26 protein-coding genes are annotated in these 23,144 nt (G+C 68.1%); 13 read left to right on the top strand and 13 right to left on the bottom strand.

The annotated features are described in order from the left end of the window. Window positions 1–74 precede the first annotated feature (74 nt). Genes trpC through NOV86_RS15300 form a run of 4 tightly spaced genes read left to right on the top strand, consistent with a single transcriptional unit; the run spans window position 75 to window position 3,765 of the window. Window positions 75–827, top strand: a complete 753-nt coding sequence (trpC, locus tag NOV86_RS15315) for an indole-3-glycerol phosphate synthase (protein WP_267643117.1) — start codon at window positions 75–77, stop codon at window positions 825–827. After that, complete coding sequence (gene trpB / locus NOV86_RS15310) at window positions 824–2,113, top strand: tryptophan synthase subunit beta (RefSeq protein ID WP_267642486.1); 1,290 nt, start codon at window positions 824–826, stop codon at window positions 2,111–2,113. The genes trpC and trpB overlap by 4 nt, the downstream gene beginning before the upstream one ends. Beyond that, window positions 2,110–2,937, top strand: coding sequence for a tryptophan synthase subunit alpha (gene trpA / locus NOV86_RS15305; protein ID WP_267642485.1), 828 nt, complete (start codon window positions 2,110–2,112; stop codon window positions 2,935–2,937). The genes trpB and trpA overlap by 4 nt, the downstream gene beginning before the upstream one ends. Window positions 2,938–2,964: 27 nt before the next feature. Further along, complete coding sequence (locus tag NOV86_RS15300) at window positions 2,965–3,765, top strand: 2-amino-3,7-dideoxy-D-threo-hept-6-ulosonate synthase (protein ID WP_267642484.1); 801 nt, start codon at window positions 2,965–2,967, stop codon at window positions 3,763–3,765. On the opposite strand, the gene NOV86_RS15295 is transcribed toward NOV86_RS15300, so the two are convergent. Beyond that, a complete protein-coding gene (locus NOV86_RS15295; RefSeq protein ID WP_267642483.1) occupies window positions 3,762–4,220 on the bottom strand; it encodes a hypothetical protein in 459 nt (152 codons plus the stop codon). The genes NOV86_RS15300 and NOV86_RS15295 overlap by 4 nt on opposite strands. Window positions 4,221–4,341: 121 nt before the next feature. Between NOV86_RS15295 and NOV86_RS15290 the strand changes: the two genes are divergently transcribed. Next, entirely contained in the window at window positions 4,342–4,911 is a 570-nt protein-coding gene (locus tag NOV86_RS15290; protein WP_267642482.1) for a SprT family zinc-dependent metalloprotease, read from the top strand. A 3-nt stretch (window positions 4,912–4,914) separates the two neighbouring features. On the opposite strand, the gene NOV86_RS15285 is transcribed toward NOV86_RS15290, so the two are convergent. Then, the gene (locus NOV86_RS15285; protein ID WP_267642481.1) at window positions 4,915–5,592 is read right to left on the bottom strand and encodes an HAD family hydrolase; all 678 of its coding nucleotides are present in this window, start codon (window positions 5,590–5,592) and stop codon (window positions 4,915–4,917) included. A gap of 88 nt (window positions 5,593–5,680) precedes the next feature. Between NOV86_RS15285 and NOV86_RS15280 the strand changes: the two genes are divergently transcribed. Genes NOV86_RS15280 through NOV86_RS15270 form a run of 3 tightly spaced genes read left to right on the top strand, consistent with a single transcriptional unit; the run spans window position 5,681 to window position 8,121 of the window. Beyond that, window positions 5,681–6,247: a hypothetical protein gene (locus NOV86_RS15280; protein ID WP_267642480.1), complete on the top strand. Its 567-nt coding sequence runs from the start codon at window positions 5,681–5,683 to the stop codon at window positions 6,245–6,247. A gap of 51 nt (window positions 6,248–6,298) precedes the next feature. Next, the gene (locus NOV86_RS15275; RefSeq protein ID WP_267642479.1) at window positions 6,299–6,856 is read left to right on the top strand and encodes a hypothetical protein; all 558 of its coding nucleotides are present in this window, start codon (window positions 6,299–6,301) and stop codon (window positions 6,854–6,856) included. Between the two features lie 53 nt (window positions 6,857–6,909). After that, window positions 6,910–8,121 carry a 3-dehydroquinate synthase II gene (locus NOV86_RS15270; RefSeq protein WP_267642478.1) on the top strand — a complete coding sequence of 404 codons (1,212 nt, stop codon included), beginning with the start codon at window positions 6,910–6,912 and terminating at the stop codon, window positions 8,119–8,121. Between the two features lie 19 nt (window positions 8,122–8,140). On the opposite strand, the gene NOV86_RS15265 is transcribed toward NOV86_RS15270, so the two are convergent. Then, window positions 8,141–8,542 carry a zinc ribbon domain-containing protein gene (locus tag NOV86_RS15265; protein ID WP_267642477.1) on the bottom strand — a complete coding sequence of 134 codons (402 nt, stop codon included), beginning with the start codon at window positions 8,540–8,542 and terminating at the stop codon, window positions 8,141–8,143. A 23-nt stretch (window positions 8,543–8,565) separates the two neighbouring features. Next, window positions 8,566–9,264 (bottom strand): type I 3-dehydroquinate dehydratase, encoded by a 699-nt coding sequence (locus NOV86_RS15260; RefSeq protein WP_267642476.1) that lies wholly within the window; start codon window positions 9,262–9,264, stop codon window positions 8,566–8,568. A gap of 99 nt (window positions 9,265–9,363) precedes the next feature. Here NOV86_RS15260 and NOV86_RS15255 point away from each other — a divergent pair, with 99 nt between their 5' ends. Then, on the top strand, window positions 9,364–9,900 hold the full coding sequence (locus NOV86_RS15255) for a GNAT family N-acetyltransferase (protein WP_267642475.1): 537 nt from the start codon (window positions 9,364–9,366) through the stop codon (window positions 9,898–9,900). Window position 9,901: 1 nt separating this feature from the next. On the opposite strand, the gene NOV86_RS15250 is transcribed toward NOV86_RS15255, so the two are convergent. Continuing rightward, on the bottom strand, window positions 9,902–10,855 hold the full coding sequence (locus tag NOV86_RS15250) for a transcription initiation factor IIB (protein ID WP_267642474.1): 954 nt from the start codon (window positions 10,853–10,855) through the stop codon (window positions 9,902–9,904). 231 nt (window positions 10,856–11,086) lie between these two features. On the opposite strand from NOV86_RS15250, the gene yjjX reads away from it, so the two are divergent. Next, window positions 11,087–11,635 (top strand): inosine/xanthosine triphosphatase, encoded by a 549-nt coding sequence (yjjX, locus tag NOV86_RS15245; protein ID WP_267642473.1) that lies wholly within the window; start codon window positions 11,087–11,089, stop codon window positions 11,633–11,635. 21 nt (window positions 11,636–11,656) lie between these two features. Here the strand turns inward: yjjX and NOV86_RS15240 are convergent, their stop codons facing one another. Beyond that, on the bottom strand, window positions 11,657–13,501 hold the full coding sequence (locus tag NOV86_RS15240; protein ID WP_267642472.1) for a flippase-like domain-containing protein: 1,845 nt from the start codon (window positions 13,499–13,501) through the stop codon (window positions 11,657–11,659). A 178-nt stretch (window positions 13,502–13,679) separates the two neighbouring features. Here NOV86_RS15240 and NOV86_RS15235 point away from each other — a divergent pair, with 178 nt between their 5' ends. Together NOV86_RS15235 and NOV86_RS15230 are read left to right on the top strand one after the other, a co-directional pair. Continuing rightward, the gene (locus NOV86_RS15235) at window positions 13,680–13,919 is read left to right on the top strand and encodes a DUF7123 family protein (protein ID WP_267642471.1); all 240 of its coding nucleotides are present in this window, start codon (window positions 13,680–13,682) and stop codon (window positions 13,917–13,919) included. Between the two features lie 193 nt (window positions 13,920–14,112). After that, entirely contained in the window at window positions 14,113–14,619 is a 507-nt protein-coding gene (locus NOV86_RS15230) for an HTH domain-containing protein (protein ID WP_267642470.1), read from the top strand. Window positions 14,620–14,669: 50 nt separating this feature from the next. Here the strand turns inward: NOV86_RS15230 and NOV86_RS15225 are convergent, their stop codons facing one another. From NOV86_RS15225 to pyk, 5 genes are all read right to left on the bottom strand, one after another. Continuing rightward, window positions 14,670–15,281: a winged helix-turn-helix transcriptional regulator gene (locus NOV86_RS15225; protein WP_267642469.1), complete on the bottom strand. Its 612-nt coding sequence runs from the start codon at window positions 15,279–15,281 to the stop codon at window positions 14,670–14,672. 43 nt (window positions 15,282–15,324) lie between these two features. Beyond that, window positions 15,325–16,530, bottom strand: a complete 1,206-nt coding sequence (locus tag NOV86_RS15220; protein ID WP_267642468.1) for an SPFH domain-containing protein — start codon at window positions 16,528–16,530, stop codon at window positions 15,325–15,327. A gap of 63 nt (window positions 16,531–16,593) precedes the next feature. Beyond that, the gene (locus tag NOV86_RS15215; protein ID WP_267642467.1) at window positions 16,594–17,151 is read right to left on the bottom strand and encodes an NfeD family protein; all 558 of its coding nucleotides are present in this window, start codon (window positions 17,149–17,151) and stop codon (window positions 16,594–16,596) included. An 87-nt stretch (window positions 17,152–17,238) separates the two neighbouring features. Further along, a complete protein-coding gene (locus NOV86_RS15210; RefSeq protein WP_267642466.1) occupies window positions 17,239–17,466 on the bottom strand; it encodes a DUF7312 domain-containing protein in 228 nt (75 codons plus the stop codon). A gap of 38 nt (window positions 17,467–17,504) precedes the next feature. Further along, window positions 17,505–19,259, bottom strand: a complete 1,755-nt coding sequence (gene pyk, locus NOV86_RS15205) for a pyruvate kinase (RefSeq protein WP_267642465.1) — start codon at window positions 19,257–19,259, stop codon at window positions 17,505–17,507. A 121-nt stretch (window positions 19,260–19,380) separates the two neighbouring features. On the opposite strand from pyk, the gene NOV86_RS15200 reads away from it, so the two are divergent. Then, complete coding sequence (locus tag NOV86_RS15200; protein WP_267642464.1) at window positions 19,381–19,668, top strand: GYD domain-containing protein; 288 nt, start codon at window positions 19,381–19,383, stop codon at window positions 19,666–19,668. A gap of 24 nt (window positions 19,669–19,692) precedes the next feature. On the opposite strand, the gene NOV86_RS15195 is transcribed toward NOV86_RS15200, so the two are convergent. Together NOV86_RS15195 and metG are read right to left on the bottom strand one after the other, a co-directional pair. Continuing rightward, complete coding sequence (locus NOV86_RS15195; protein ID WP_267642463.1) at window positions 19,693–20,571, bottom strand: DUF726 domain-containing protein; 879 nt, start codon at window positions 20,569–20,571, stop codon at window positions 19,693–19,695. Window positions 20,572–20,684: 113 nt separating this feature from the next. Further along, window positions 20,685–22,760 carry a methionine--tRNA ligase gene (gene metG / locus NOV86_RS15190; protein WP_267642462.1) on the bottom strand — a complete coding sequence of 692 codons (2,076 nt, stop codon included), beginning with the start codon at window positions 22,758–22,760 and terminating at the stop codon, window positions 20,685–20,687. Window positions 22,761–23,144 lie beyond the last annotated feature (384 nt).

The raw sequence follows: 23,144 nt of genomic DNA, 5'->3' as shown, positions 1-23,144 counted from the left end.
CAAGGTTCCTCGTCGGTCGGCGGACTGACGGGTGCGCAAGGCTTATGTACAGATTAGCACATCAATGTACGATGATGAACGCTACTGAGGATATTGCGCCAGCGGTCCGGTCCATCCTGGACGCTGCAGCGCGGCGAGAGACACCAGACGGGCGCGTCTCGGTGGAATCGCGGTCGCTCGTCGACGCGCTCGCCGCCGCGGCGGCGGACGGGCGGACACCGGTCATCGCCGAGGTGAAGCCGACGAGTCCCACGACGGAGGGCTCGCGGACCGACGACCCGGTCGAGCTGGCGAAGCAGATGGTCGCGGGCGGCGCGGCCGCCATCTCGGTTCTCACGGAGCCAGAACACTTCGGCGGCAGCACCGAGAACCTGACCCGCATTCGCGAGACGGTCGACGTCCCGGTGTTGCGCAAGGACTTCCTGCTCGAGGAGGCGCACCTCGACGCCGTTGAGGCCGACGCTGTCTTGCTCATCGTCCGGTTCCTCGACGACCTCGGGGGGATGATAGACGCAGCCCGCGACCGCGGCTTCGAGCCGCTGGTCGAGGTGCACACGCTGGCCGAACTGGAGACCGCGCTCGACGCGGGCGCGACCCTCGTGGGCGTGAACAACCGCGACCTCGCGAAACTGGTCGTCGACCTCGACACATTCGAGGCCATCGCGCCCCACGTTCCGGACGACGTGACACTGCTCGCCGAGTCCGGCATCACGACGCCTGCAGACGCGCGGCGGATGCGCGAGGCGGGCGCCGACGGGCTGCTCGTCGGGAGCGCCATCATGGACGGCGACGTGGAGACGAACACACGCGACCTGGTGAACGCATGAGTACGGACGACGACACGACGACCGAGGAATCGACACGGGACCGACCGGGCACGTTCGGCCGCTACGGCGGCCAGTACGTCCCAGAGGCACTGATGCCCGCCATCCAGGAGCTGGAGGACGCCTACCAGCGCTACGTCCTGGAGAACGAGGACGGCTTCATGGACGAGTTCCGCCGACGCCTGCGCGACTTCGGTGGCCGTCCCACGCCGCTGCAGCGCGCCGACCGCCTCAGCGAGGAGTACGGTCTCGACGTCTACCTGAAGCGCGAGGACCTGCTCCACGGCGGCGCCCACAAGTTGAACAACGCGCTCGGGCAGGTGCTGCTCGCGAAGTACATGGGCAAGGAGCGCATCGTCGCCGAGACCGGCGCGGGCCAGCACGGCACCGCGACGGCCATGGCGGCGGCCCACCTCGACCTCCCCTGCGAGATCTACATGGGTACCCGCGACATCTCGCGCCAGCGCCCCAACGTCTTCCGGATGCGCCTGAACGGGGCCGAGGTCAACCCCGTGACGGCCGGGCGTGGCACCCTGAAGGAGGCCATCAACGAGACGATGCGCGACTGGGCGACCAACGTCGAGGACACCCACTACGTCATCGGGTCGGTCGTCGGGCCGCACCCGTTCCCGTCGATGGTGCGTGACTTCCAGGCCGTCATCAGCGAGGAAGCTCGCCGCCAGATCCAGGAACAGGTCGGGCGCCTCCCCGACTCGGTCGTCGCCTGCGCGGGCGGCGGCTCGAACACGATGGGCACCTTCGCCAACTTCGTCGACGACGAGGACGTTGACCTGTTCGCGGTCGAGGCCGGCGGCTCCTCGCTCGAGGTCGACAGCGAGACGGGGGTCGCCCCGAACTCGGCGTCGCTCTCGACCGGCTCCGAGGGGGTCCTCCACGGGGCCCGGACGAAGCTCCTGCAGGACAGGGACGGCAACATCGTCGAGAGCCACAGCATCTCCTCGGGGCTGGACTACGCCGGCGTCGGCCCGGAGCTCTCCTACCTCGTGGACGAGGGCCGGGTGACCCCGGTGAACGTCGACGACGACGCGGCGCTGGCCGCCTTCCACCACCTGAGCCAGCACGAGGGCATCATCCCGGCGCTGGAGTCCGCCCACGCCATCGCCTACGCCTCCGAGCACCCCGAGACGCTGGGCGACGTGACCGTCATCAACGTCTCCGGGCGCGGCGACAAGGACCTCGAGGCGGTCATCGAGGAGACCGAGAAGCGCGACATCCCCGGAGCGCCCGACATGGACGTCTTCGAGGAGGTCGGCGGTGGTTCGCTATGAGCGACCTCGACGCCGCCTTCGACGAACCCGCCTTCGTGCCGTACCTCTGCGTGGGCGACCCGAGCGTCGAGCGCACCCGCGAGTACGTGAAGGCGCTCGAACGCGGCGGCGCCGACGTCATCGAGCTCGGCCTGCCGTTCTCCGAGCCCATCGCGGAGGGGCCGACCATCCAGGCGTCGGTCGTCCGCGCGCTCGACGCCGGCGTCACGCCCGACGTGTACTTCGACTTCGTCGAGTCGCTCGACGTCGAGGTGCCACTGGTCTGTATGACCTACTACAACCTCATCTACCAGTACGGCGACGAGGAGGGGCCCGAACCCTTCGTGAAGCGCGCCGCCGAGGTCGGCATCTCGGGCTTCGTCGTGCCGGACCTGCCGGCCGAGGAGTCCGGCCCACTCCGCGAGGCGTGTGACGAGTACGGGCTCGACCTCGTGTTCATCGTCGCGCCGACGACCCGCGGCGAGCGCCTCGAACGCATGATGGAACAGACCTCGGGCTACGTCTACGTACAGGCACGACTCGGCACCACGGGGGCTCGCGACGACGTGAGCGACCAGACGGCCGATTCTCTCAGTCGCATCTGTCAGTACGATATCCCCAAGGCCGTCGGCTTCGGAGTCTCGACCGGAGACCATGCCAGGCGTATCGTGGCCGGCGGCGCCGACGGTGTCATCGTCGGCAGTGCCCTCGTGGACATCGTCGCCGAGCACGGCGACCCCGAGGGTGACGACGTGCCCCAGCGCCTCGAGGAGAAGGCGCGAGAACTCGCAGAGGGCGTCCGGGCCGGTTACGCGCAAGGAGTACCCGAACCAGAAGGGACATAACCTATTGTTTGCTACAGAGTGACATACATGAACACAGACATCGGAATCCAGACACGGCTAGAACGCATCGGGACAGACGGGAAGTACGTCATCGTCCCGATGGACCACGGTATCACACTCGGTGCGGTACAGGGGCTGAAGGACATCGAATCCACCATCGACGCGGTCACGCGTGGCGGCGCGGACGCGGTCCTCACGCAGAAAGGCATCGCGCCCCGCGTCCACGAGCACAAGAACGGGGCGGGCTACATCGTCCACCTCAACGCCTCGACCGTCATCGGGCCCGACTCGAACGACAAACGCATGACGGGCACCGTCAAGGAGGCCATCCGGGTCGGCGCCGACGCCGTCTCCTTCCACATCAACGTCGGCTCGAACTACGAACCCGGTCAGATCGAGGAGCTCTCGCAGGTCACCGCCGAGGCCGCCGACTACGGCATCCCGGTCCTCGCGATGGCCTACGCCCGCGGCCCCGACGTCGAGAGCGACGACCCGCAGGCGCTCGGCCACGCGGTCCGCCTCGCCGAGGAGGTCGGCGCCGACATCGTGAAGACGGGCTACTCCGGCGACGGTGACTCGTTCGAGCACGTCGTCGAGTCCACCCGCCTGCCCGTCGTCATCGCCGGCGGCGCGAAGGGCACCGACCGCGAGACCGTCGAGATGGTCCGCGGCGCGATGGACGGCGGCGCGGCCGGCGTCTCGATGGGTCGTTCCATCTTCCAGCACGAGTCGCCAGAGCGCATCGCCCGCGCGGTCGCCGCCATCGTCCACGACGACGCGAGCGTGGACGAGGCGCTGAAGCGCGGCGGGTTCGCGATGGAAGTCTAGGTTTCTGCACCGGGACTCGTTCTTCGTAGCAGTCGCCAGCCGGCCTGTGCCAGTACCGACCCGACCAGTGCCACGGTCCCCACGAACAGCAGGATGACCGCGACGATGGCGGTCGGGTCGAACTCGGCGTCGGGGTCGATGCGGGTGACGAGCCAGACGCCGAAGACGAAGGTGCCGGCCGGCAGGACGCGGGCGAGGTGGCCGATGGCGTCCTCGATGGTCGCGTCGTCGCCGTCGATGGCACGGTAGAGGTCGACGAGCGCGTGGAGTACCACGACGGCGGGGAGCAGGAACACCGGGACGAAGAGGACGGTGAGGAGCCAGTTCCCCTCGAAGGCGGCCCCCATGACGCTCCCACTGGTGAGCAGGACGCCCGCGATGCTCCCGAGGAACAGCAGTGCGAGCGCCGTCTCGACCTGCGCGAACGTGGGGAGCCTGTCGGTGAGCGAGGCCATGTGGGGATGCTCTGGCCAGTCCGGGATGAACTTTGTGCCGGTATGTCATACGAGGGTCGCCGGAACGTGGGGTGGCTTCGCCGCCGGAACGCTTAGGGACGCCCCGCCCGCGATTGCAGCCGTGCACGACACCGGCACGCCAGACCCCGAGACGCCCGCGGAGCTCTGCGACTGGGCGAGGACGTACGCCAGCACCGTCGACGTCGCGGTCGACCTCGACCGGGTGGACTGGGACGTCTCGAAGCGGGCGAAACGCCGGGCGGGGGCGTGCCGGTACCATCCCGACGAGGAGACCTGCACCATCGTCCTCACGTGGCAGGCGTACCGCGCCTTCGGCTGGCGGCAGTTCACCGACACCATCCGCCACGAGCTGGTCCACGCCTGGGAGTTCCAGCAGTTCGGCGAGTCGGGCCACGGCGAGCGCTTCCGCGAGAAGGCCACCGAACTCGACGCGCCGCGACACTGCAAGACGTTCTCGGAGCCGCGGTACCTGCTGCGCTGTGCGGCCAGCGACTGCGACTGGCGGGCGGCCCGCCACCGCGCCTCGAAACCCGTGAAACGACCTGCCGACGGCTATCGCTGCGGCGCGTGCCAGTCGCCCTACGAGGTCGAACACGTCGACTCGGGCGAGACGTGGCGGACCGCGGCGGGCTACCGCGAGGCCCGGGCCGCGCTCGGCGACGACTGGTGAGCCCTACAGGACCGTCTCGAACTCGTGGAGCGTGTCGAGCTGGTGGGTCGGGTCGTGGGCCCCGTCGTGGCTCGCGGCGTCGTAGGGCACCCACACGGAGCCGATACCCATGGCGTTCGCGCCGGCGACGTCCGAGCGCAGCGAGTCGCCGACGTGGATGGTCGATTCGGGGGCCGCGTCCAGTGCCCCGAGAGCGCGCTCGAAGGGTGCCGGGTGGGGCTTCGGTTCGACACCGTTCCGGGGGTCGACGAACACCGTCGCGTCGAAGTCGTCGGCGATGCCGAGCGATTCCAACTTGGTGGTCTGGCTCGCCTCGCCGCCGTTCGTGACGAGGCCGACGCTCTCGGCGTGGGTCCGGGCGTGTTCGAGGGCGCGCTCCGCGCCGGGGCAGAACTCGACCGCGGCGTGGTCGACGAGGTCGGCGTGGGCGCTGGCGAGCGCGTCCGTGGGCACGTCCTCGACGCCGGCGCGGTCGGCGGCCGCGGCGAAGATGGACTCGTAGAACCCGTGTTCGGTGTCGGCGGTGCCCACCTCGCCGACGACCGCGCCGAGGTCCGCGGGGTCGCAGTACTGCTCGACGCCGACCGCGTCGAAGGTGTCCGAGAGGAGGGCGTCCCGGTCCTGTGTGGAGGCACACAGGGTCAGGTCGAGGTCGAAGAGGACCGTGGCGGGGGCAGTCATCGTGCCGGGAGTTGTAGAGACAGGGGTAAAGGCGTGTCGAGGGATTCCTCCCCGGAGATTTATGTGTCGGACTAGGGAACAGGTCGATATGTCCAACCCTGAAGGGTCCCCCTACGACGACGTCCTCACGCTGCGTGACATCGCGGCCGTCCTGACCGACGGGACGCTCGCGCGGCAGTTCGGCGTCGTGACCCTCGCCCTCCTGACGACCGGCATCGCACTGGGACTGGTCCCGCTGCTCTTCGGCGGGTTCGGCGACCACAACCTCCTGCAACTCGCCGGCGGGCCGAGTGCCCAGCAGAGCGCACAGGCGAGCAAGAACAACATCGGCAGGCTGGTGTACATCTTCGCCCCGATACTGGCGCCCCTGCTGGCGACCGTCGTCTCGTTCGTCTCCAGCACGAGCCACGACGGCCCGCGCCGGAAGGTCGTCCCCGCGGCCGTCGTCGGCGCGTTCGTCGGCTGCCTGCTGTTCATGCTGGCGAGCACCTGGCTCCCGCACACCCAGTTCGCGGTCGTCGAGAACTCCTTCCCCTTCGAGGAGACCGTCCCGCCCTACGACACCGCCGGCGTCCTCCTGAACGGGGCCCTCGTCGGCCTCACCGGCGCGGTCGGCGCGCTCGGCGCGTCGCTGGCCGGGAGTCTGCTCGACTGACAGCCGAACAGCCACGACACGACGGTCCCGCTCCCGAGAGTTCGATACGAGATGACTTCCCCCGACCGAGACCGATACGACGACGTCGTCACGCTCCGCGATATCGCCGACGCCCTGACCGAACGGGACGCCGCCCGGCAATCAGCTGCGGTGGCGCTCGTCCTGCTCGCCGCCGGCCTCGCACTCGGCCTGGTGCCTGTCGTGGTCGGCGAGTTCGGTGCGCAGGCGCTCATGGAATGGACCTATTCCCCGGTGGACGTGACGCTGACGGAGCTCCGGATACTCCTCGGCTTTCACATCTACCAGTACGTCCCGCTTCTCGGGGTGCTGTTGGCGACCCTCGTCACGTTCGTCGCGAGCGCGAGTCGTGAACAGACGTTCGTGCCCGCCATTGTGGCCGGGGCGCTCGTCGGCTGTACCCTCTTCACGATCGCCACCACTGGGATTCCGTACACGCAGTTCGTCCCGACCGACGGGCGGATCCACCTGTTCGGGTCCACGGTGCCACCCTACGACACCGCCGGCGTCCTCCTGAACGGCGTTCTCACCGGCCTCACCGGCTCGGTCGGCAGCCTCGGCGCGTCGCTGGCCGGCAGTCTGCTCGACTGAGCACAATCGCCACTTCCGCCACGTTAAAGCAACGCCCTGACGGACTTCGTGGTATGACTACAGAGCGCGAAGTCTGGCTGAAAGCCGACAGCAGCGTCGGCGACTGGGAGGCACGCAAACGACGCATCACGGCAGGGCTCGAAGCGGGCGTCGACTGGGTACTCGTGGACGAGGCCGACGTGGCCCGCGTCCGCGAACTCGGCGCCGTGAACGTCGCCGCCTTTCGCAACGGCAGCGACGTGGACATCATCACCGACGCCGAGAGCGAGGACGACGACGAGGTCGAGAGCGACGGCGGCCACGCCGACCCCGACGCCTACGTCGTCGGCAAGGGTAGCGAGGGCGACGGGACCATCGACTTCCCGACCGACTTCTCCGGCTCCGCCGACCTCTCGACCATCCGCCGCGGCAACGCCGACGGCGCGTACGTCCGCATCCTCGGCAAGGAGTACGAGGGCTTCGCGGAGGAGGCCGCGTCCATCGCCGAGTACACCATCGTCGTCGGCGAGGACTGGACCATCATCCCGCTGGAGAACCTCATCGCCCGCATCGGCGGGGAGACGACGCTCGTCGCCGGTGTCGAGACCGCCGAGGACGCCAGGACCGCCTTCGAGACGCTGGAGCGCGGCTCCGACGCCGTCCTGCTCGACAGCGACGACCCCGGCGAGATCCGCGACACGGTCGAGGCCCGCGACGCGGCCGACCGCGAGAAGCTCGACATGCGCTGGGCCGAGGTCACCGACATCGAACAGACCGGCAGCGCCGACCGCGTCTGCATCGACACCGGCTCGCTGCTCGACCACGACGAGGGGATGCTCGTGGGTTCGATGGCCCGCGGCCTCGTGTTCGTCCACGCCGAGACGGCCGAGTCGCCCTACGTCGCCTCCCGCCCCTTCCGGGTCAACGCCGGCGCGGTCCACGCCTACGTCCGCACCCCCGGCGGCGGCACGAAGTACCTCTCCGAGCTGAAGTCGGGCGACGAGGTGCAGGTCGTCGACACCGCGGGCAACACCCGCGAGGTCATCGTCGGTCGCGCGAAGATCGAGAAGCGCCCGATGTTCCGCATCGAACTCGCCATCGAGGACGACGAGGCCGAGGACCGCGTCGAGACGCTGCTCCAGAACGCAGAGACCATCAAGGTCCACACCCGCGAGGGCCGCAAGGCCGTCACCGAACTCGAACCCGGTGACGAACTCCTGCTCTACTACGAGGACAAGGCCCGGCACTTCGGCGAGGCCATCGAAGAGTCAATCATCGAGAAGTGAGGTCGCAAAGCGGGTCGTCTCAGTCCCGCGACACGCGCCGTAACTCGTCTATCTCGTGGGCGCACCACGGACAGAAGTCGATGTCGCCGTCGAGTTCCTTCCCGCAGTTCGGACAGCGCGGCCCCTCGTCGCTTGTCCGGGCCGCACTGCTCGCCAGCAGGTAGGCGTCGGTCATCGCGGCCACCTCGACCACGCTCATCGCGAGGCTCTCCGAGAGCGTGATGCGGTCGGAGACGCGCTGGGTGACCTCGACGATGGAGCCGACGGAGGTGAGCGCGCTCTCGGGCACCGCGATGGCGGTGACGGTCACGAAGATGCCGACGAACAGCAGCGAACGCGCCCAGCGGCGGAGATAGGCGTGGCCGAGGCCGGGGAAGATGAACGAGAGCACGACGGCCACGACCACGCGCACACGAACCATGGGGCCGCGTTATCGACGCTGATTCAATAGGTTTCGGGTTTCGTCGACAGCGCCGCGACCAGCTCGCGCAGTCGCGAGAGGGGGAGCTGGCCGGGGGCGGTCGCGTCCGCCGGGTCGACGGGCGCGTACCCGATACGCGAGCCGTACGTCGGGGCGACGACCCGTGAGTGGCTGCCGACCTCGCCCATCGCCATGGTGGCGACGCGCTCGCCCGCGGCGGCGAACTCGCGGGTCACCGCGAGCAGTTCCAGCACGTCGAGTGGCTCTTCGGCCGCGATTGCCAGTTTGGCCACGTCGCCGTACTCACCTGCGGCCTCCAGCGTCTCCGCCATCTCCTCGGCGTCGAAGGTGCCCTCGAAGTCGTGGGCCGAGACGACGAGTGCCGCGCCGTGGTCGCGGGCGTGTGCGGCGGCGTCCGCCACCACCCCGTCGGGGTCGTCCGCGAGCGCGGCGAGTTCGAGGTCGACCGCCTCGACCGCGTCGTGTTCCGCCGCGGCCGTCAGCGCCTCCAGGCGGGCCGGGTCGTCGGCCGCCTCGCCGCCCTCCCACGCGACCCGGTTCGTCGCGAGGATGGGGAGCTCGCCGTCGTAGGCGTCGAGGGCGGCCAGCGGGTCGGCCGCGAGGTCCATCCGGAACTCGACGGCGTCTGCGTGCTCGCGGGCCGCCGGCTCCTCGCCGAGGTCGGCGGTGCTCGCACACAGCACGAAGGAGTCGAAGTCCATGCGAGTGCATTGCGTGGCGACCGGCAAAAGCGTGCGCGAACCGTCATCGCTTGTCGGGGCACCGGAACGGTCATCCGGGGGCGTGGCGTCTCGACCCCCATGTGCCAGTTCCGCCCCGAGACGGCCGCCGACCACGCTGCGGTCGAGGCCGTCCACCGCGCCGCCTTCCCGACCGACGACGAGGCCGCCCTCGTCGCCGCCTTGCGCGAGAGCGACGCGTTCGTCCCCGGCCTCTCCATCGTCGCCGAGGCCGACGCGGGAATCGTCGGGCACGTGCTGTTCACCGAGGTCTCGGTTTCCGGCGGCGGCCGAACCGGACGCGACGCCGCCCGTCCCGACGCGGCACTCACGCTCGCGCCGGTGGCCGTCAGCCCGGACCGACAGGGCGAGGGCATCGGAAGCCGGCTCATCCGCCACGGGCTCGACGCGTGCCGCGAGGCGGGGTACGAGTGCGCCGTCCTCCACGGCGACCCGGACTTCTACAGCCGGTTCGGGTTCGAGCCGGCGGCGCCGTACGGGTTCTCGCACCCCTTCGACCTACCGGATGCGGACTTCCAGGTGCTGTGGCTGACGGACGAGGAGAACGACAGAATCGGTGGGCGCGTCACCTACGACGCGGCGTTTCTCGACCTGTAGCTCAGACGAGGCCGAGGTTGTCCTCGGCTTCGAGCAGTTCGTGGTAGCGGTTCCGGATGGTGACCTCGGAGATGTCGGCGACGTCGCTGACGGCGGCCTGCGTGGTCTTCTCGTTGGTGAGCAGCGAGGCGGCGTAGACGGCCGCGGCGGCGAGGCCGACCGGGGACTTCCCGGAGTGGACGCCCTTCTCCTTGGCGTTCTGCAGGAGCGAGCGGGCGCGGTGTTCGGCCTCGTCGGAGAGGTCGAGGCCCGACGCGAAGCGCGGGACGTAGCTCTCGGGGTCCGCCGGCTGGACCTCGAGGCCGAGCTCGCGGACCACGTAGCGGTAGGTGCGAGCGACCTCGTTCTTCTCGACGCGGGAGACCTCGGCGATCTCGTCGAGGCTGCGCGGGACGCCGGCCTGGCGCGCGGCAGCGTAGACGGCGGAGGTCGCGACGCCCTCGATGGACCGGCCGGGGAGCAGGTCCTCGTTGAGCGCGCGGCGGTAGATGACGGAGGCGGTCTCACGGACGTTCTTCGGGAGGCCGAGGCCGCTGGCCATGCGGTCGATCTCGCCGAGCGCCTGCTTCAGGTTGCGCTCTTTCGAGTCACGGGTGCGGAAGCGCTCGTTCCACTTGCGCAGGCGCTGCATCTTCTCGCGCTGGCGCGAGCCCAGGGAGTTCCCGTAGGCGTCCTTGTTGCGCCAGTCGATGTTGGTCGAGAGACCCTTGTCGTGCATCGTGTTGGTCGTCGGGGCACCGACGCGGGACTTCTCGTTCTTCTCCTGGGCGTCGAAGGCGCGCCACTCCGGGCCGCGGTCGACCTGGTCCTCCTCGACGACGAGACCACAGTCGTCACAGACCGTCTCGGACCCCTCACTGACGACGCTACCGCCGCATTCGGGGCACTGGAGGCTGTTGTCGGATGTCTCTTCTTCGGTGCTGCTTACTCGTGTTCGGGTTCGTGCGTTTGGCATGGGTGCGAAGGCGGGGGCTACCGGGCAGGAGCTGTCCTGGAGAAACCCGGAAGCGCTGGTGCTGATACTGTGCGATGTGGAGCCCGATATTAAATGTTGTGGAATTTTTCTCTATATGCCACGAATTCCTATGTCATACGCCGGAACTCGACTGAAAATCACAATTTTAATATGTAGTCGTCGTAGCGGCGATGACAACGCACATCTGCCTCCCGCGCGTGAACCTACTCGATGCGAGTCGCCATCGGGAGCCAGAACCCCGTGAAGGTGGCAGCGACCGAGCGAGCCCTCGAAACACTCCCCGGCGTGGTCGTCGAACCGGCCGACGTGGACTCCGGCGTGCCCGAGCAGCCCCGCGGTCTCGACGAGACCGTCGCGGGCGCGACCAACCGGGCCCGCCGCGCCTACGAGACCGGCGCGTTCGACCTCGGCGTCGGTATCGAAGGCGGCGTGGCCGACCTCGTCCCGGCACCGCGGTCGGACGAGGGGGACCCGACGACCGACCTCCACCTCGTCATGTGGGCCGCCGTCTTCGACGGGACCCGCGTCGAGCGCGCCGCCGGGCCGAGCATCCGTCTACCCGACCACGTCGCGACCCGGGTGCACGACGGCGAGGAGCTCGGCCCCGTGATGAACGACGAGTTCGACCGCGACGACGTGGCCCGGAGCGAGGGCGCCATCGGCATCTTCAGCGGTGGTGCCATCGACCGCGAGGGCGCACTCGAGAGCGCCGTCGCCGGCGCGCTCGGGCCGTTCGTCACGCCGCACTACCGGTCCTGAGAAACGAGTCGAGTCACCGATTCATTCCTGGCCCGCTGGCTCCGCTGCCTCGCGGGCCTCGGAACTCTCCTCCAGCGCCGTCGTCAGCGACACGTTGAGCGAGACCATCGAGACCAGCCCGCCCAGGATGGTGACGACGTTCTTCACCGCGTGGTCGACGACCGCCGCGGCGATGGCGAGTTCGACCGAGATGCCCGGTGCCAGTCCGACCGCGAAGACCGTGAACGCGCCCTCGTACAGGCCGATGCCGCCCGGCGAGAGCGGCAGGACCTTCGCGAGGTTCCCGACGCTCACCGCGAAGAAGCCGACCGTGACGAACAGCGCCAGCGGGAGGTCGATACCGACCGCAGCCATCACGACCATCGCGGTGACCACGTCGAACGTCCAGATGAGCAGGCTCGTCGAGCCGACGACCGCGAACGCCTTGCCGTCCTGCGTGACGGCCTGGACGTCGGTGACGAAGCCCCTGATGACGTTCACGACCATGATGGCGTAGGAGTCGTCGCTGAGACGCGCGACCAGCGGGCTCACGAGGTCTCGGTCCGAGCGCGCCGAGGCGAAGATGGCGGTGACGGCGGCGACTGCCGCGATGCCGACCCCGGCAGCCACGTACGACGCGTATTCGGCTGCCGACCGGTACTGGGCGTACTCCTGCGGGACCGCCTCGCCAGCGAGGGCAGCGGCGATGTCGTCCGCGCTCCCCGTCGCGACGAGCGCGAGCATCACCGTGCCGGCCAGCCCGGCGATGGTCAGCAGGTCGAACACGCGCTCGATGGCGAGCGACGCGAAGCCCGATGGATACGGGACGCGCCGCCGGACCTTCATCACGTACGCCCGGACGCCGTCACCGAGCCGCGCCGGGAACACGAGGTTCCCCGTCTGACTGATGAATATCGCGCCGGTCAGGAATCTCGTATCGCTGTCGTAGCCGATGGTGTCGAGGATGTCGCGGTAGCGAAGGCCGCGGATGGGCCACGAGACCAGGTAGACGACCGCCGCGGCGACCACGAACGCCGGGTCGGCAGCGCCCATGTGGTCGAGCACGACCTCCCACTCCAGGTAGTAGAACGCCATCAGCAGGATGGCGACGGTCGAGAGCAGCGTCCCGGCGACGAGGCTGACACGGCGGTTCACCCGCGGGGTCACCGACAGCTCCCACCAGGTCCGGAGGATCTGGCTCCCCATGCCGAAGACGTCGCGCACGAGGTCGACCTTGGTGTCGCCCTTGGGCTCCCAGTCGACGGCGAACTCCTTGACCCGGAAGCCGCGGCGCTGGGCCTTCACGAGCATCTCGGTGTCCCAGAACCAGTGGTTGTCCTCGACGGTCGGCTGGAGCGCGAGGAACGCCTCGCGGTCGAACGCCTTGAACCCGCACTGGTGGTCGCGCAGGTCAGAGCGCAGGAACAGCCGCGTGAGGAGGTTGAACCCGCGACTCGGGATGCCGCGCTTCGCGGGGCGGTCCGCCTCGTGGCCGGCCATCCAGCGCGACCCCGTCGCGAGGTCGTACCCCTCGGTCCGGATGCTCTCGACGAGCTCCTCGAGATGTTTCATGTCCGTCGCGAGGTCCGTGTCGAAGTAGACCAGCGTGTCGCCGTGGCTGGCCTCGAAGGCGCGTTCGAGCGCGCCCCCGCGGCCGAGGCGTTCGTCGGAATGGAAGTGGCGCACGCGGTCGTCCGCGGCCGCCATCTCGTCGGCGATGTCCGGCGTGCGGTCGTCGCAACCGTCCTCGGCGACGATGACCTCGAAGGTGCCGGCCGGCAGGAAGGACTCTAGCGTTTCGAGCGTCGTCTCCACGGTGGAGCGGATGGTCTTCTCCTCGTTGTAGGCGGGGAGGACGACGCTGACGTCGACCGACTCCGTACTCATTGCCACCAATTGAGCCATCCGCAGGTAAGTAGCTTCTGAACGTTGTGTTAACCACCCGTACCAAGAAGTGTTGCAGAACGTTCCACCCGGGTCTTTGGACCCCTGTAAATCGCAAGACAGCGGCCGATTAACTCCCTGTACCAAACCCCCTAAGAGAACACGTCCCATCCCTGTAGGTATGAGCACCAGTTCCGCAGCCGCCCTCGACCTGTCCGAGAAACAACGGCGGATCCTCTCGTACCTGCGCGAGGAGGCCCAGACCAAGACGTACTTCAAGTCCCGGCTCATCGGCGACGACCTCGGCATGACCGCCAAGGAGGTCGGCACCAACATGACCGCCATCCAGCGCGGCGACTTCGACGTCGACGTCGAGAAGTGGGGCTACTCCTCCTCGACCACCTGGAAGGTCTCGGTCTAGACCGGCTGTCGCGTGTCCCCGCTGACGCGACCCCGTCGCGTCGGCCCCATCCTGTCCTGTCATCCCGCGCCCGTCGGGGCTCTCCGACGGTGCGCACCCCACAGCCCCACCACCCACCAGCGTCGCTGGCAGATGTTGCCGTGGAAGGGCTAGTTTAATAATGAACAATGATTAAGGTTCCTGTGGGGGAAGGATGACCGCATACCCACCACTGACCATCGACGTCTACCTGCGCGCCTACGCACCAGTCTCCGCTCCGCAAGAGACGGTGCTCGAAACCGTCCGGGACCTCCGGGACGACGGTCTCGTGGCGTCGTACGACGTGCACACCTGGCCAAGCGCGGTCCGCGCTGACCGCTCGACGACCACCTCGCGCCACTACGAGCGCTTCCGCGACTGGGCGGCGGCCGAGGACGTCCGCATCGACCAGTCGTTCGTCACCCGGCGCGACGACAACCTGTTCACCGGCGAGACCACGGAGCGGCTCCGCACGCCGTGTATCTGTCTCGCGGTCCGACAGGACGACGAGCTCGCGGCGGTACTTCCCTGCACGGTCGCAGACGGCGAGCACGTGACCGTGCAATCGTATCTCGAGAGCCTGCTCGACGGTGTCGACCCGCTCGGCACCCTCGACCTCGCAGACGCAGAGGCACCCGACGACGAACCGCCAGAGCGTGAGCTCACGGTTCCGAACGCCTGAGAAACGTTTTCCGCGATCCGTTTTCTCGACCCGTTTTCTGCGACCCGTCGTCAGCGCCCGAACGTGACCAGTTCGTCCGCCTCTCCGGCGAGCCGTGCCGCGTTGGCGTCGAAGGAGTCCGCGTAGCGAACCACGAGCAACAGCACCGTCTCGGGGCGCTCGACCCGGTAGCCGTCCTCGCGCGAGAGCAGGCCGGCGGCCTCCAGTTCCTTCGCGTACTTGCTCACGGTCGGACGCGAGACGCCCAGTGCCTCCGCGAGGGCGGAGCCGGTGGCGTCGGGGTCGCGCAGGAGTTCGACGAGCATCCCGCGGGGCGTGTCCCGACGCAGGTAGCCGAGGGCGGTCTTCTCGAACTCGGAGAACTGCGTGGCGGGGTAGAGGCGCTTGTAGTCGCCGTCGCGGTGGACCTCGACCGCGCCGCCGTCGACCAGCCGACGCAGGTGGTGCTGGGTCTCCCCCGTGCCGAGTTGCAGGTCGTCACGGAGCTTCGAGAAGTGGGCGCCGGGCGTCGCGGCGAGGTAGCCGGCGATGGCGTCGCGCACGTCGCTCTCGCCGGTGTCGTCGTCGTCCGTAAAACGAGCGAACGGGCTCGCCGCACCGACCGCGGCGAAGCGCCGTAACGTGGCGCGTTTCTGCTCGTCGACCTCCCCGCGTTCGCCCATTGTTCGTTTCTTTCTATACTTCCCCAGCGGTAAAACGCCTTCGCTACTTCTCGGTCTCGGTCTCCTTCTCCTTGTCCTCCATCTTCTTCTCGGCGCTGGTGAACGAGTCGGACATGTCGTCGCTCACGTCGTAGTCCCCGCCGGCGATCTCGTCGTCGGCCTCCTGGATGACCTCGTCGGGGTCCTTGATGTCCGTGGGGTCGTCGCCCATCTTGACGGCCTCGGCCTGCTTCTCCATCTTCTCGGTGTCGAGTTCGGCCTCCTCGTCGATGGCGCCGATGATGTCCTCGATGTCGTCGAGCCCGAGCATCTCCCGGGTCTCGTTGTCGAAGTCCTTGCTGTCGAGGGCGGCCTCGCTCTCCTTGATATCGCTGCCGGTCAGGTGCTTGCCGTAGCGGCCGAGCATCGAGGAGAGTTCCTGGGGCAGGACGAACGTCGTGGAGTCGGAGGTACCGATCTCCGCGAGCGTCTCCATGCCCTTGTCGATGACGGCGCGCTCGCCCATCGACTCGGCGGACTTCGCGCGCAGGACCGTCGAGATGGCGTCACCCTGCGCTTCGAGGATCTGGCTCTGCTTCTCACCCTGCGCCCGGATGATGTTGGACTGCTTCTCACCCTGGGCCTGCTCGACGGCGCTGCGGCGTTCACCCTGCGCCTCGAGGATCATCGCGCGGCGACGGCGCTCGGCGGAGGTCTGTTGCTCCATCGCCTGCTGGACGTCCTTCGAGGGGTTGACCTCGCGGACCTCGACAGACTCGACCCGGACACCCCACTCGTCGGTGGGTTCGTCGAGTTCCTCGCGGATGCGCGCGTTGATCTCCTGGCGCTTGTTGAGGGTATCGTCGAGCTCCATGTCGCCGATGACGGCGCGGAGGGTCGTCTGCGAGAGGTTGCGGACGGCGTTCTCGTAGTCGTCGACCTCGAGGAACGCCTTCTTCGCGTCCATCACGCGGATGTAGACGATGGCGTCCGCGACGACCGGGGAGTTGTCGCGGGTGATAGCTTCCTGGGGCGGGACGTCGAGCGTCTGCGTCCGCATGTCGAAGCTCTGCGTGCTCGACACGAACGGGGGGACCAGGTGGAACCCGGGTTCGAGGAGACCGCGGTACTGGCCGAGGACGGTGAGCGTGCGCTTCTCGGTCGGTTGCACGATCTTCACCGCGGAGGCCAGCGCCACGATTATCAGTATCCCGATAATCGCAGCCACGAACCCGAAGGTCGCTGCCCCTTGTAGTGGAAGTGGCTCCATAATATCATCCGGGGAACCAGATTACAAAAGCCTTCCTGTTGCAGAGTTGATTTGTCTGCCCGATTACGCTGTCTCGGTCTCGTCCTCTTCCTGCTCGCGCTCTTGCCGTTCGCGCTCTCGGCGGAGTTCGCGGTCGATGTCGTCCTCGGTCTCCGTCGGCGCGACCGTCAGGACGTTGCCGCCGCCGGGGTCGGTCACGACGACCTCGCTGCCCTCGGGTATCTCGTCGCCCCACTCGCTGCGGGCGGTGTAGTTCGGGTCGAACCCACCCTGGTCGAGCAGGCGGACGCGGCCGCTGGTCGAGGTGACGGTCTCGGTGACGCGGGCGGTCGCGCCCCGCAGGTCGTTCGAACTGCTCGTCTGGCCGCGGTCGGTTCCCTCGTAGAAGTCGAACTCGCGGTAGACGTAGAACGTGAGCAGGCCGACGGCGAGCACCATCGCCGCCAGCGCGACGGGGGTCCCGAGCGGGGTGAACAGCATCCCGACCAGGCCGGCGATGAAGAGCGCGACACCGATGACGATGAAGTGCGCACCGGGGACGAGCGCCTCCGCTATCATCAGTCCCGTTCCGGCGAGGAACAGGAGCAAGGGCAACAGGTCGACGTCGAGTAACGGTGCCATGTGGGTCGGTTAGGGCCAGGGCTGATTAAAATTTTGCAGGCGGTCGGTACCGGTACGATACGTGTTCGCCCGTGGGGAGGTGCCTGGTCACCCCAGCAGCGTCACCACGTGGACGAAGAACGCCACCATGGCGAGCACGCCGAGGGCGACGAACAGCGCGTTCTCGCCGTCGATGGAGCCGGATTCGATGACCTCGTCGGGGTCGTACTGGCCCATCTCGACGGCACGGGCCTCGTGACGGTCAGTCTCCGCCTCGTCGTCCTCGAGGTCCTCGAGGCTGAAGCGGTACTGGTCGTCGGCGGTGTCGTCTGTCACGGGAGTGTATACGCGCTCGGACTACTAAACCGGACGGGTCACCGACGGGTGTCCTCGCGGCTGCGGATGGCCCCGTCGTAGACGACGCCGCGCTCGGCGTCGATGGTGACCGTCGCGCCGTCCGCGACCGACGACAGGTCGGCGCCGGAGACCATCGGGATGCCGACCTCGCGGGCGATCATGGCGGGGTAGCCCGTCATGCCGGGGCGCGCGTCGACGATACCGGCGAGCTTCGAGACGTCGCCGTCGAACTCCGCGTCGAAGTCCGGGCCGAGCGTGACGATGGTGCCCTCCGGCACGTCGGTCAGGTCGCCGTCGTCGACGTGCCGGACCGGGCCGGAGACGTAGCCGGAGACGACGCCGCGGCCGGTCGAGATGGTCTCGGCGGCGACGTGGACCTTCAGCATGTTCGTCGTCTGGGCGCCCTCCAGTTCGGTCATCATGCCGGAGAGGACGACGACCGTGTCGCCGCTCTCGGCGACGCCCGCGTCGAGGGCGGCCTGCACCGCGTTCTGGATGACGGCGTCGACGCCGTCCTGGTCGAAGGGTGCGTACTGGGCGTTGACACCCCACGAGAGCGCGAGCTGGCGCCGGACGCGGTCGGTCGGCGTCGTCGCGACCACGGGGACGCCGGGGCGGTACTTCGCGGTCTTCAGGGCCGTGTACCCGGACTCGGACGCCGCCACGACCGCGCTGGCCCCGATGTCGCGGGCGAGGTAGCGCGCGGACCGGGCGATCGCGTCGGTGCGGGAGTCGCTGGCCGGCGGGACGCGCTGTTCGCGCGTCTCGGCGTACTCCTCGCTCTCCTCGACCTGCCGGACGATGCGGTCCATCGCCTCGACGACGCGGACCGGGTGGTCGCCGACGGCGGTCTCCGCCGAGAGCATCACGGCGTCGGTCCCGTCGAGCACCGCGTTCGCCACGTCGGAGGCCTCCGCGCGGGTCGGGCGGCGCTCGTGGATCATCGAGTCGAGCATCTCGGTCGCCGTGATGACCGGCGTTCCGGTCTCGCGGCAGCGGCGGATGATGCGCTTCTGGATCATCGGCACGTCCTCCATCGGGCACTCGACGCCGAGGTCGCCGCGGGCGACCATGATGCCGTAGGAGGCGTCGATGATCTCCTCCAGGTTCTCGACGGCGCCGGCCCGCTCGATCTTCGAGACGATGGGGATGTCCGCGCCGTACTCCTCCAGGACCTCGTTGACGTGGATGACGTCCGCGGCGCTCCGGACGAAGCTAGCCGCGACGAAGTCGACCTCCTTCTCGGCGGCGAGTTGCAGGTCCGTCCGGTCCTTCTCGGTCACCACGTCGATGTCGAGGTCGACGCCGGGCATGTTCACGCCCTTGCGCCCGCCGAGTTCGCCACCCGTCTCCAGCGTGGCGTAGACGTCGGAGCCGTCGACACGCTCGACGGTCGATTCGATGCGGCCGTCGTCGAGCAGGATGCTGTCGCCCGGCGAGACCGAGGAGATGTCGTAGGAGAGCCCGATCTCGTCGGGCGTGGCCTCGTCCCCCTCGTAGAACCGGACGGTCGTGCCCGCCTCGAGCTGGATGGGCTCGTCGAGGGGGGCGGTGCGTACCTCCGGTCCCTGCAGGTCGACCATCGTCGCGAGGGGTTGCTCCGTCTCCTTGTCCACCTGGCGGATGCGGTCGGCGATCTGCGCGCGACTCTCCTCGTCGCCGTGACTGGAGTTGATGCGCGCGACCGACATCCCGGCGTCCGCCAGTGCCCGGATGCGCCCGACCGTGTCGGTCGCTGGCCCGAGTGTACAGACGATCTTGGCGTTTCTCATGTGGCGGTGTACGCTGGAGGTCGGCAAAAACCCCGGTGTTTTACTCGGTTTCGAGTACCCTTCCACTAGCCCTCGGTAATCAGGCCGCACCCTTTCCGTCGGCGGGTGAGTAGGCCGGGGCATGGGTACGTACACCTCCCTCGTCAGCGTCCGTGAACGAGACGTCAACAACGTGCAGGAACTCGCGACGCTCTGGGGCGAGATACACACCGAGATCGAGGACTTCGACGCGGAACTCAAGGACACCTACGCGGTCCTGGGCGACTACGACTTCATCGTCATCTTCGACGCCGCCGGGCGGGACGAGGCGTTCAAGGTGGCGCTCGCGATGGAGCGTCACGGCCTCGACATGCAGACGATGGAGGTGGTACCGACCGACGACTTCGCCGAACTCGTCACCGATATGTGACGCTCGCCCGGCGGTCGCTCGCGGCTACCACGACGCCACGACCTCCGGCATGCAGCCGTCGCCCGGTTCGTAGTACGAGCCGTGGTCCGGCACCTGCTGTGTGACGTCGAGTTCCTGGTAGTTGTACGGGGCCGCGAGCCCATCCTGGATGCCCTGTTCGCCGACGGCGGTGTCCCACTCGGCCGAGCTGTACGCCCAGTCCAGTACGTCGTCCTCGCGGTTGTAGAAGTTCCCGAAGCTATACGCCGCGTACTCGATGGCATCGCCGTACAGGTCCTCCGTCGAGACGGTCTGGTCCGGGATGGCGCCGCCGACGAGCGACGCCGTCTCGACGGCGTTGTAGTAGCCCCAGGCGTGGAGGTTGTTCAGCGCGCTGGCGACGACCTGTGCGCCCAGCGAGTGTCCCACGAGGCGGATGGGGTCGCCACCGTTGCTGGTCCAGTTCGCGATCCAGTTCGCCAGTTTCGGCCCGTTCTGCTTGGCGATGTCGACCGCCGTCCACCAGCCGCGGTCGGAGTCCCAGGAGTAGCCCACGTTCGTCTGGTAGACGTCGTTCTGCTCCAGCGCGAGTTCGCAGGTGTAGGCCCCGTCGATGTCCTGGTCCTGCGAGTCGTCCTGGTTCCAGCCGTGGACGAAGACGATGATCTGGTCGTGCCAGGACTCGGTGTACTTCGCCCAGTCGCCCTCGCCGTAGTAGTTGTAGGTCGTCCCACTGCTCGTGAGGTTCCCGTCGTCGTCGAAGTGCCCGCGGGTCGAGATGAGGGGGTAGTCCGCGGGCGCCTCGTAGTCGCCGTCGCTGCCGCCGGCCGCGGCGAGGCCGGAGAGGCCGCCGAGTGCCAGCCCGGTCGTCGCGAGTCCCTTGAGTGCGCTGCGCCTGCCGAGACCGTCCTTGTCGGATGTCACGACTGCACGCACCGGCGGGTGGCTGGTAAAGGTTGGCCGGTGGAAATTTCCAACGGCGATGGAAACAGGAATAGGAAGATACGGGCAGGAGAAAGACGGGGACAGGAACCCGTCTACCGGACCTTCGTGCCCGGCTCGGCGTCGCCGTGGGTCGTCAGCAGGTCGGCCTCCTCGCCGGCGGCCAGTACCATCCCGTTCGACTCGACGCCGAACAGCTCGGCCTTCTCCATGTTCGCGAGCAGCACGACCTTCGTGCCCGGCAGCTCGTCGAGGTCGTGGAGCTGCTTGATGCCCGCGACGACCTGGCGCGTCTCGACGCCGATATCGACCGAGAGCTTCGCCAGTTTGTCGGAGTCCTCGATGGGCTCGGCCGATTCGATGCGGCCGACCCGGATGTCCAGTTCCTGGAAGTCGTCGAAGTCGATGCGCGAGTCCAGCAGGGGTTCGAGTTCGTCGCTCACGTCCGCCTCGTCATCCCCCGCGGTATCGTCACTTTCGCTTTCGTCCTCGTCGTCCTCGGCCTCGGCGACGCGCTCGGCGAGCTTCTCGTTCAGCTCCGCGACGCGCTCGTCCTCGACCTTCTCGAACAGCTCTGTGGGCTCGTCGAACTCGGCAGCCGGCGGCTCCAGCGCCGCGTCGACGGTGACCTCGTGGACGTCGCCTTCGCCGGCGAACTGGTCCCAGGCCTGCTCGGCCTTGCCGGGCGTGATGGGCTCGATGAGCAGCGTGACGGCCTTCGCGATCTGGACGCAGTCGCGGATGACCGGTGCAGCCTCCTCGTCGTCGAGCTTCCAGGGCTCGTGTTGCTGGATGTACTCGTTCCCGAACTGGGCGAGTTTGACCGCGGCGTCGCCGGCCCGGCGGATCTCGTACTCGTTGACCGCGTCGGTGAAGTCCGCGATGGCCGCCTCGATGCGCGCCTCGACCTCCGCGGAGAGGTCGGCCGCCGGCGTCCCGCCGAAGTTCCGCTGGGCGAACAGCAGGCTGCGGTAGAGGAAGTTCCCGACCGTACCTACCAACTCGCCGTTGACGCGCTCCTGGAAGCGGTCCCAGCTGAAGTCGAGGTCCTGCTGGAAGCCGCCCATCGTCGTCAGGTAGTACCGGAGGAGGTCCGGGTGGAAGCCCTCGTCGAGGTACTCCTGCGCCCAGATGGCGCGGTTCCGGCTCGTCGAGAGGCCCTTCCCGTTGATGGTGACGAAGCCGGTCGCACAGATGGCCCGCGGGGCGTTGTACTCGGCCACGTGGAGCATCGCCGGCCAGAAGATGGTGTGGTGCTGGATGATGTCGCGGCCGATGACGTGGATGATCTCCCCGTCGTCGTCGCGCCAGACGTTCTCCCAGTCGTACTCGTCTTTTCCGACCTTCTCGGAGTACTGCTTCGTGCTGGAGATGTACTCGATGGGCGCGTCGACCCACACGTACAGCACCAGGTTTTCGGGATTCTCGCCGGGGTAGTCGATGCCCCAGTCGAGGTCGCGGGTGATACACCAGTCCTGCAGCCCGCTCTCTATCCACTCGCGGGGCTGGTTCTTCGCGTTGCTCGTCCCCTGGAGGTCGTCGAGGAACTCCGTGAGGTAGTCCGAGAGCTCCGAGACCTCGAAGAACTTGTGCGGGCGCTCGCGGTACTCCGCCGGGTTGCCCGTCACCGAGGAGACGGGGTCCTCTATCTCGCCGGGTTCGAGGTGGCGACCACAGCCCTCGTCGCACTCGTCGCCGCGGGCCTGCTCGCCACAGTACGGGCAGGTGCCCTCCACGTAGCGGTCCGGCAACGGCTGGTCCTCGACGGGGTCCCAGGCGACCTTGATCTCCTTCTCGTAGACGTAGCCCTCGTCCTCCAGTTTGCGGACGATGGACTGGGTGGTCTCCGTGTTCGTCTCGTCGTGGGTGTGCCCGTAGTTGTCGAACTCGATGTTGAACCGCGGGAACGTCTCCTCGTACTGCTCGTGGTAGTCCAGCGCGAACTCCTCGGGCGAGACGCCGGCCTTCTCGGCGTTCACCGCGATAGGTGTCCCGTGCATGTCCGAGCCACAGACGTACGCCGTCTGCTGGCCCAGTTTCCGGAGCGCGCGGTTGAACGTGTCTGCACTCGTGTAGCCCCGCAGGTGGCCGACGTGCAGGTCGCCGTTGGCGTAGGGCAACCCACACGTCACCACCGCGGTGTTGTCCGTGGGAAAGTCGTCGTTGCTCATGGTATCGTCTGCTATCGTGCGGGCCTAAAACCCGCTGATTCCGGTCTGTTCTGTCGACGGTTCGCTCTGGGATTCGACAGCACCCGGCTTTCAGACCGCGCGGAGAAGTCGTATGACCGACCCGCAACCCCCGGTCCACCCGCCAGGCATGGCTCACGCCATGCGCATACGGCGGTTCTCGGGGACGTGACGGGTCGTATCTGTCACGGTACTGGGTTGGTCGGGAGACGGATAAAAAGGTGTCGTGGGGTGTGTTGGGTGGTAGCGTGATTTCGACCCGGTGTGAATAGGGTTCTGGCGCGCGCCGACGCGGTCGTCGAACCCCGTGAGACGGCCGCGTTCGACGTCGCGCGAGGGATGAGCACTGGACTGGAATGGAGCGCC

Origin of the sequence: Haloarchaeobius amylolyticus, assembly GCF_026616195.1 — an archaeon.
In the GTDB taxonomy this organism is placed as follows: Archaea; Halobacteriota; Halobacteria; order Halobacteriales; family Natrialbaceae; genus Haloarchaeobius; species Haloarchaeobius amylolyticus.
The sequence above is the reverse complement of the archived record's forward strand: the minus strand, read 5'-3'. Positions and strand labels throughout refer to the sequence as shown.

Coding starts and splice junctions, on each gene's coding strand:
- trpB (WP_267642486.1), top strand. CDS start 824: ATGAGTACGGACGACGACACGACGACCGAGGAATCGACACGGGACCGA.
- NOV86_RS15280 (WP_267642480.1), top strand. CDS start 5,681: ATGTCCAACCCTGAAGGGTCCCCCTACGACGACGTCCTCACGCTGCGT.
- NOV86_RS15200 (WP_267642464.1), top strand. CDS start 19,381: ATGGGTACGTACACCTCCCTCGTCAGCGTCCGTGAACGAGACGTCAAC.
- NOV86_RS15215 (WP_267642467.1), bottom strand. CDS start 17,151: ATGGCACCGTTACTCGACGTCGACCTGTTGCCCTTGCTCCTGTTCCTC.
- NOV86_RS15270 (WP_267642478.1), top strand. CDS start 6,910: ATGACTACAGAGCGCGAAGTCTGGCTGAAAGCCGACAGCAGCGTCGGC.
- NOV86_RS15220 (WP_267642468.1), bottom strand. CDS start 16,530: ATGGAGCCACTTCCACTACAAGGGGCAGCGACCTTCGGGTTCGTGGCT.
- pyk (WP_267642465.1), bottom strand. CDS start 19,259: ATGAGAAACGCCAAGATCGTCTGTACACTCGGGCCAGCGACCGACACG.
- NOV86_RS15275 (WP_267642479.1), top strand. CDS start 6,299: ATGACTTCCCCCGACCGAGACCGATACGACGACGTCGTCACGCTCCGC.
- trpC (WP_267643117.1), top strand. CDS start 75: ATGAACGCTACTGAGGATATTGCGCCAGCGGTCCGGTCCATCCTGGAC.
- NOV86_RS15240 (WP_267642472.1), bottom strand. CDS start 13,501: ATGAGTACGGAGTCGGTCGACGTCAGCGTCGTCCTCCCCGCCTACAAC.
- NOV86_RS15260 (WP_267642476.1), bottom strand. CDS start 9,264: ATGGACTTCGACTCCTTCGTGCTGTGTGCGAGCACCGCCGACCTCGGC.
- NOV86_RS15265 (WP_267642477.1), bottom strand. CDS start 8,542: ATGGTTCGTGTGCGCGTGGTCGTGGCCGTCGTGCTCTCGTTCATCTTC.
- NOV86_RS15250 (WP_267642474.1), bottom strand. CDS start 10,855: ATGCCAAACGCACGAACCCGAACACGAGTAAGCAGCACCGAAGAAGAG.
- NOV86_RS15255 (WP_267642475.1), top strand. CDS start 9,364: ATGTGCCAGTTCCGCCCCGAGACGGCCGCCGACCACGCTGCGGTCGAG.
- NOV86_RS15295 (WP_267642483.1), bottom strand. CDS start 4,220: ATGGCCTCGCTCACCGACAGGCTCCCCACGTTCGCGCAGGTCGAGACG.
- trpA (WP_267642485.1), top strand. CDS start 2,110: ATGAGCGACCTCGACGCCGCCTTCGACGAACCCGCCTTCGTGCCGTAC.
- NOV86_RS15235 (WP_267642471.1), top strand. CDS start 13,680: ATGAGCACCAGTTCCGCAGCCGCCCTCGACCTGTCCGAGAAACAACGG.
- NOV86_RS15225 (WP_267642469.1), bottom strand. CDS start 15,281: ATGGGCGAACGCGGGGAGGTCGACGAGCAGAAACGCGCCACGTTACGG.
- NOV86_RS15230 (WP_267642470.1), top strand. CDS start 14,113: ATGACCGCATACCCACCACTGACCATCGACGTCTACCTGCGCGCCTAC.
- NOV86_RS15285 (WP_267642481.1), bottom strand. CDS start 5,592: ATGACTGCCCCCGCCACGGTCCTCTTCGACCTCGACCTGACCCTGTGT.
- yjjX (WP_267642473.1), top strand. CDS start 11,087: ATGCGAGTCGCCATCGGGAGCCAGAACCCCGTGAAGGTGGCAGCGACC.
- NOV86_RS15300 (WP_267642484.1), top strand. CDS start 2,965: ATGAACACAGACATCGGAATCCAGACACGGCTAGAACGCATCGGGACA.
- metG (WP_267642462.1), bottom strand. CDS start 22,760: ATGAGCAACGACGACTTTCCCACGGACAACACCGCGGTGGTGACGTGT.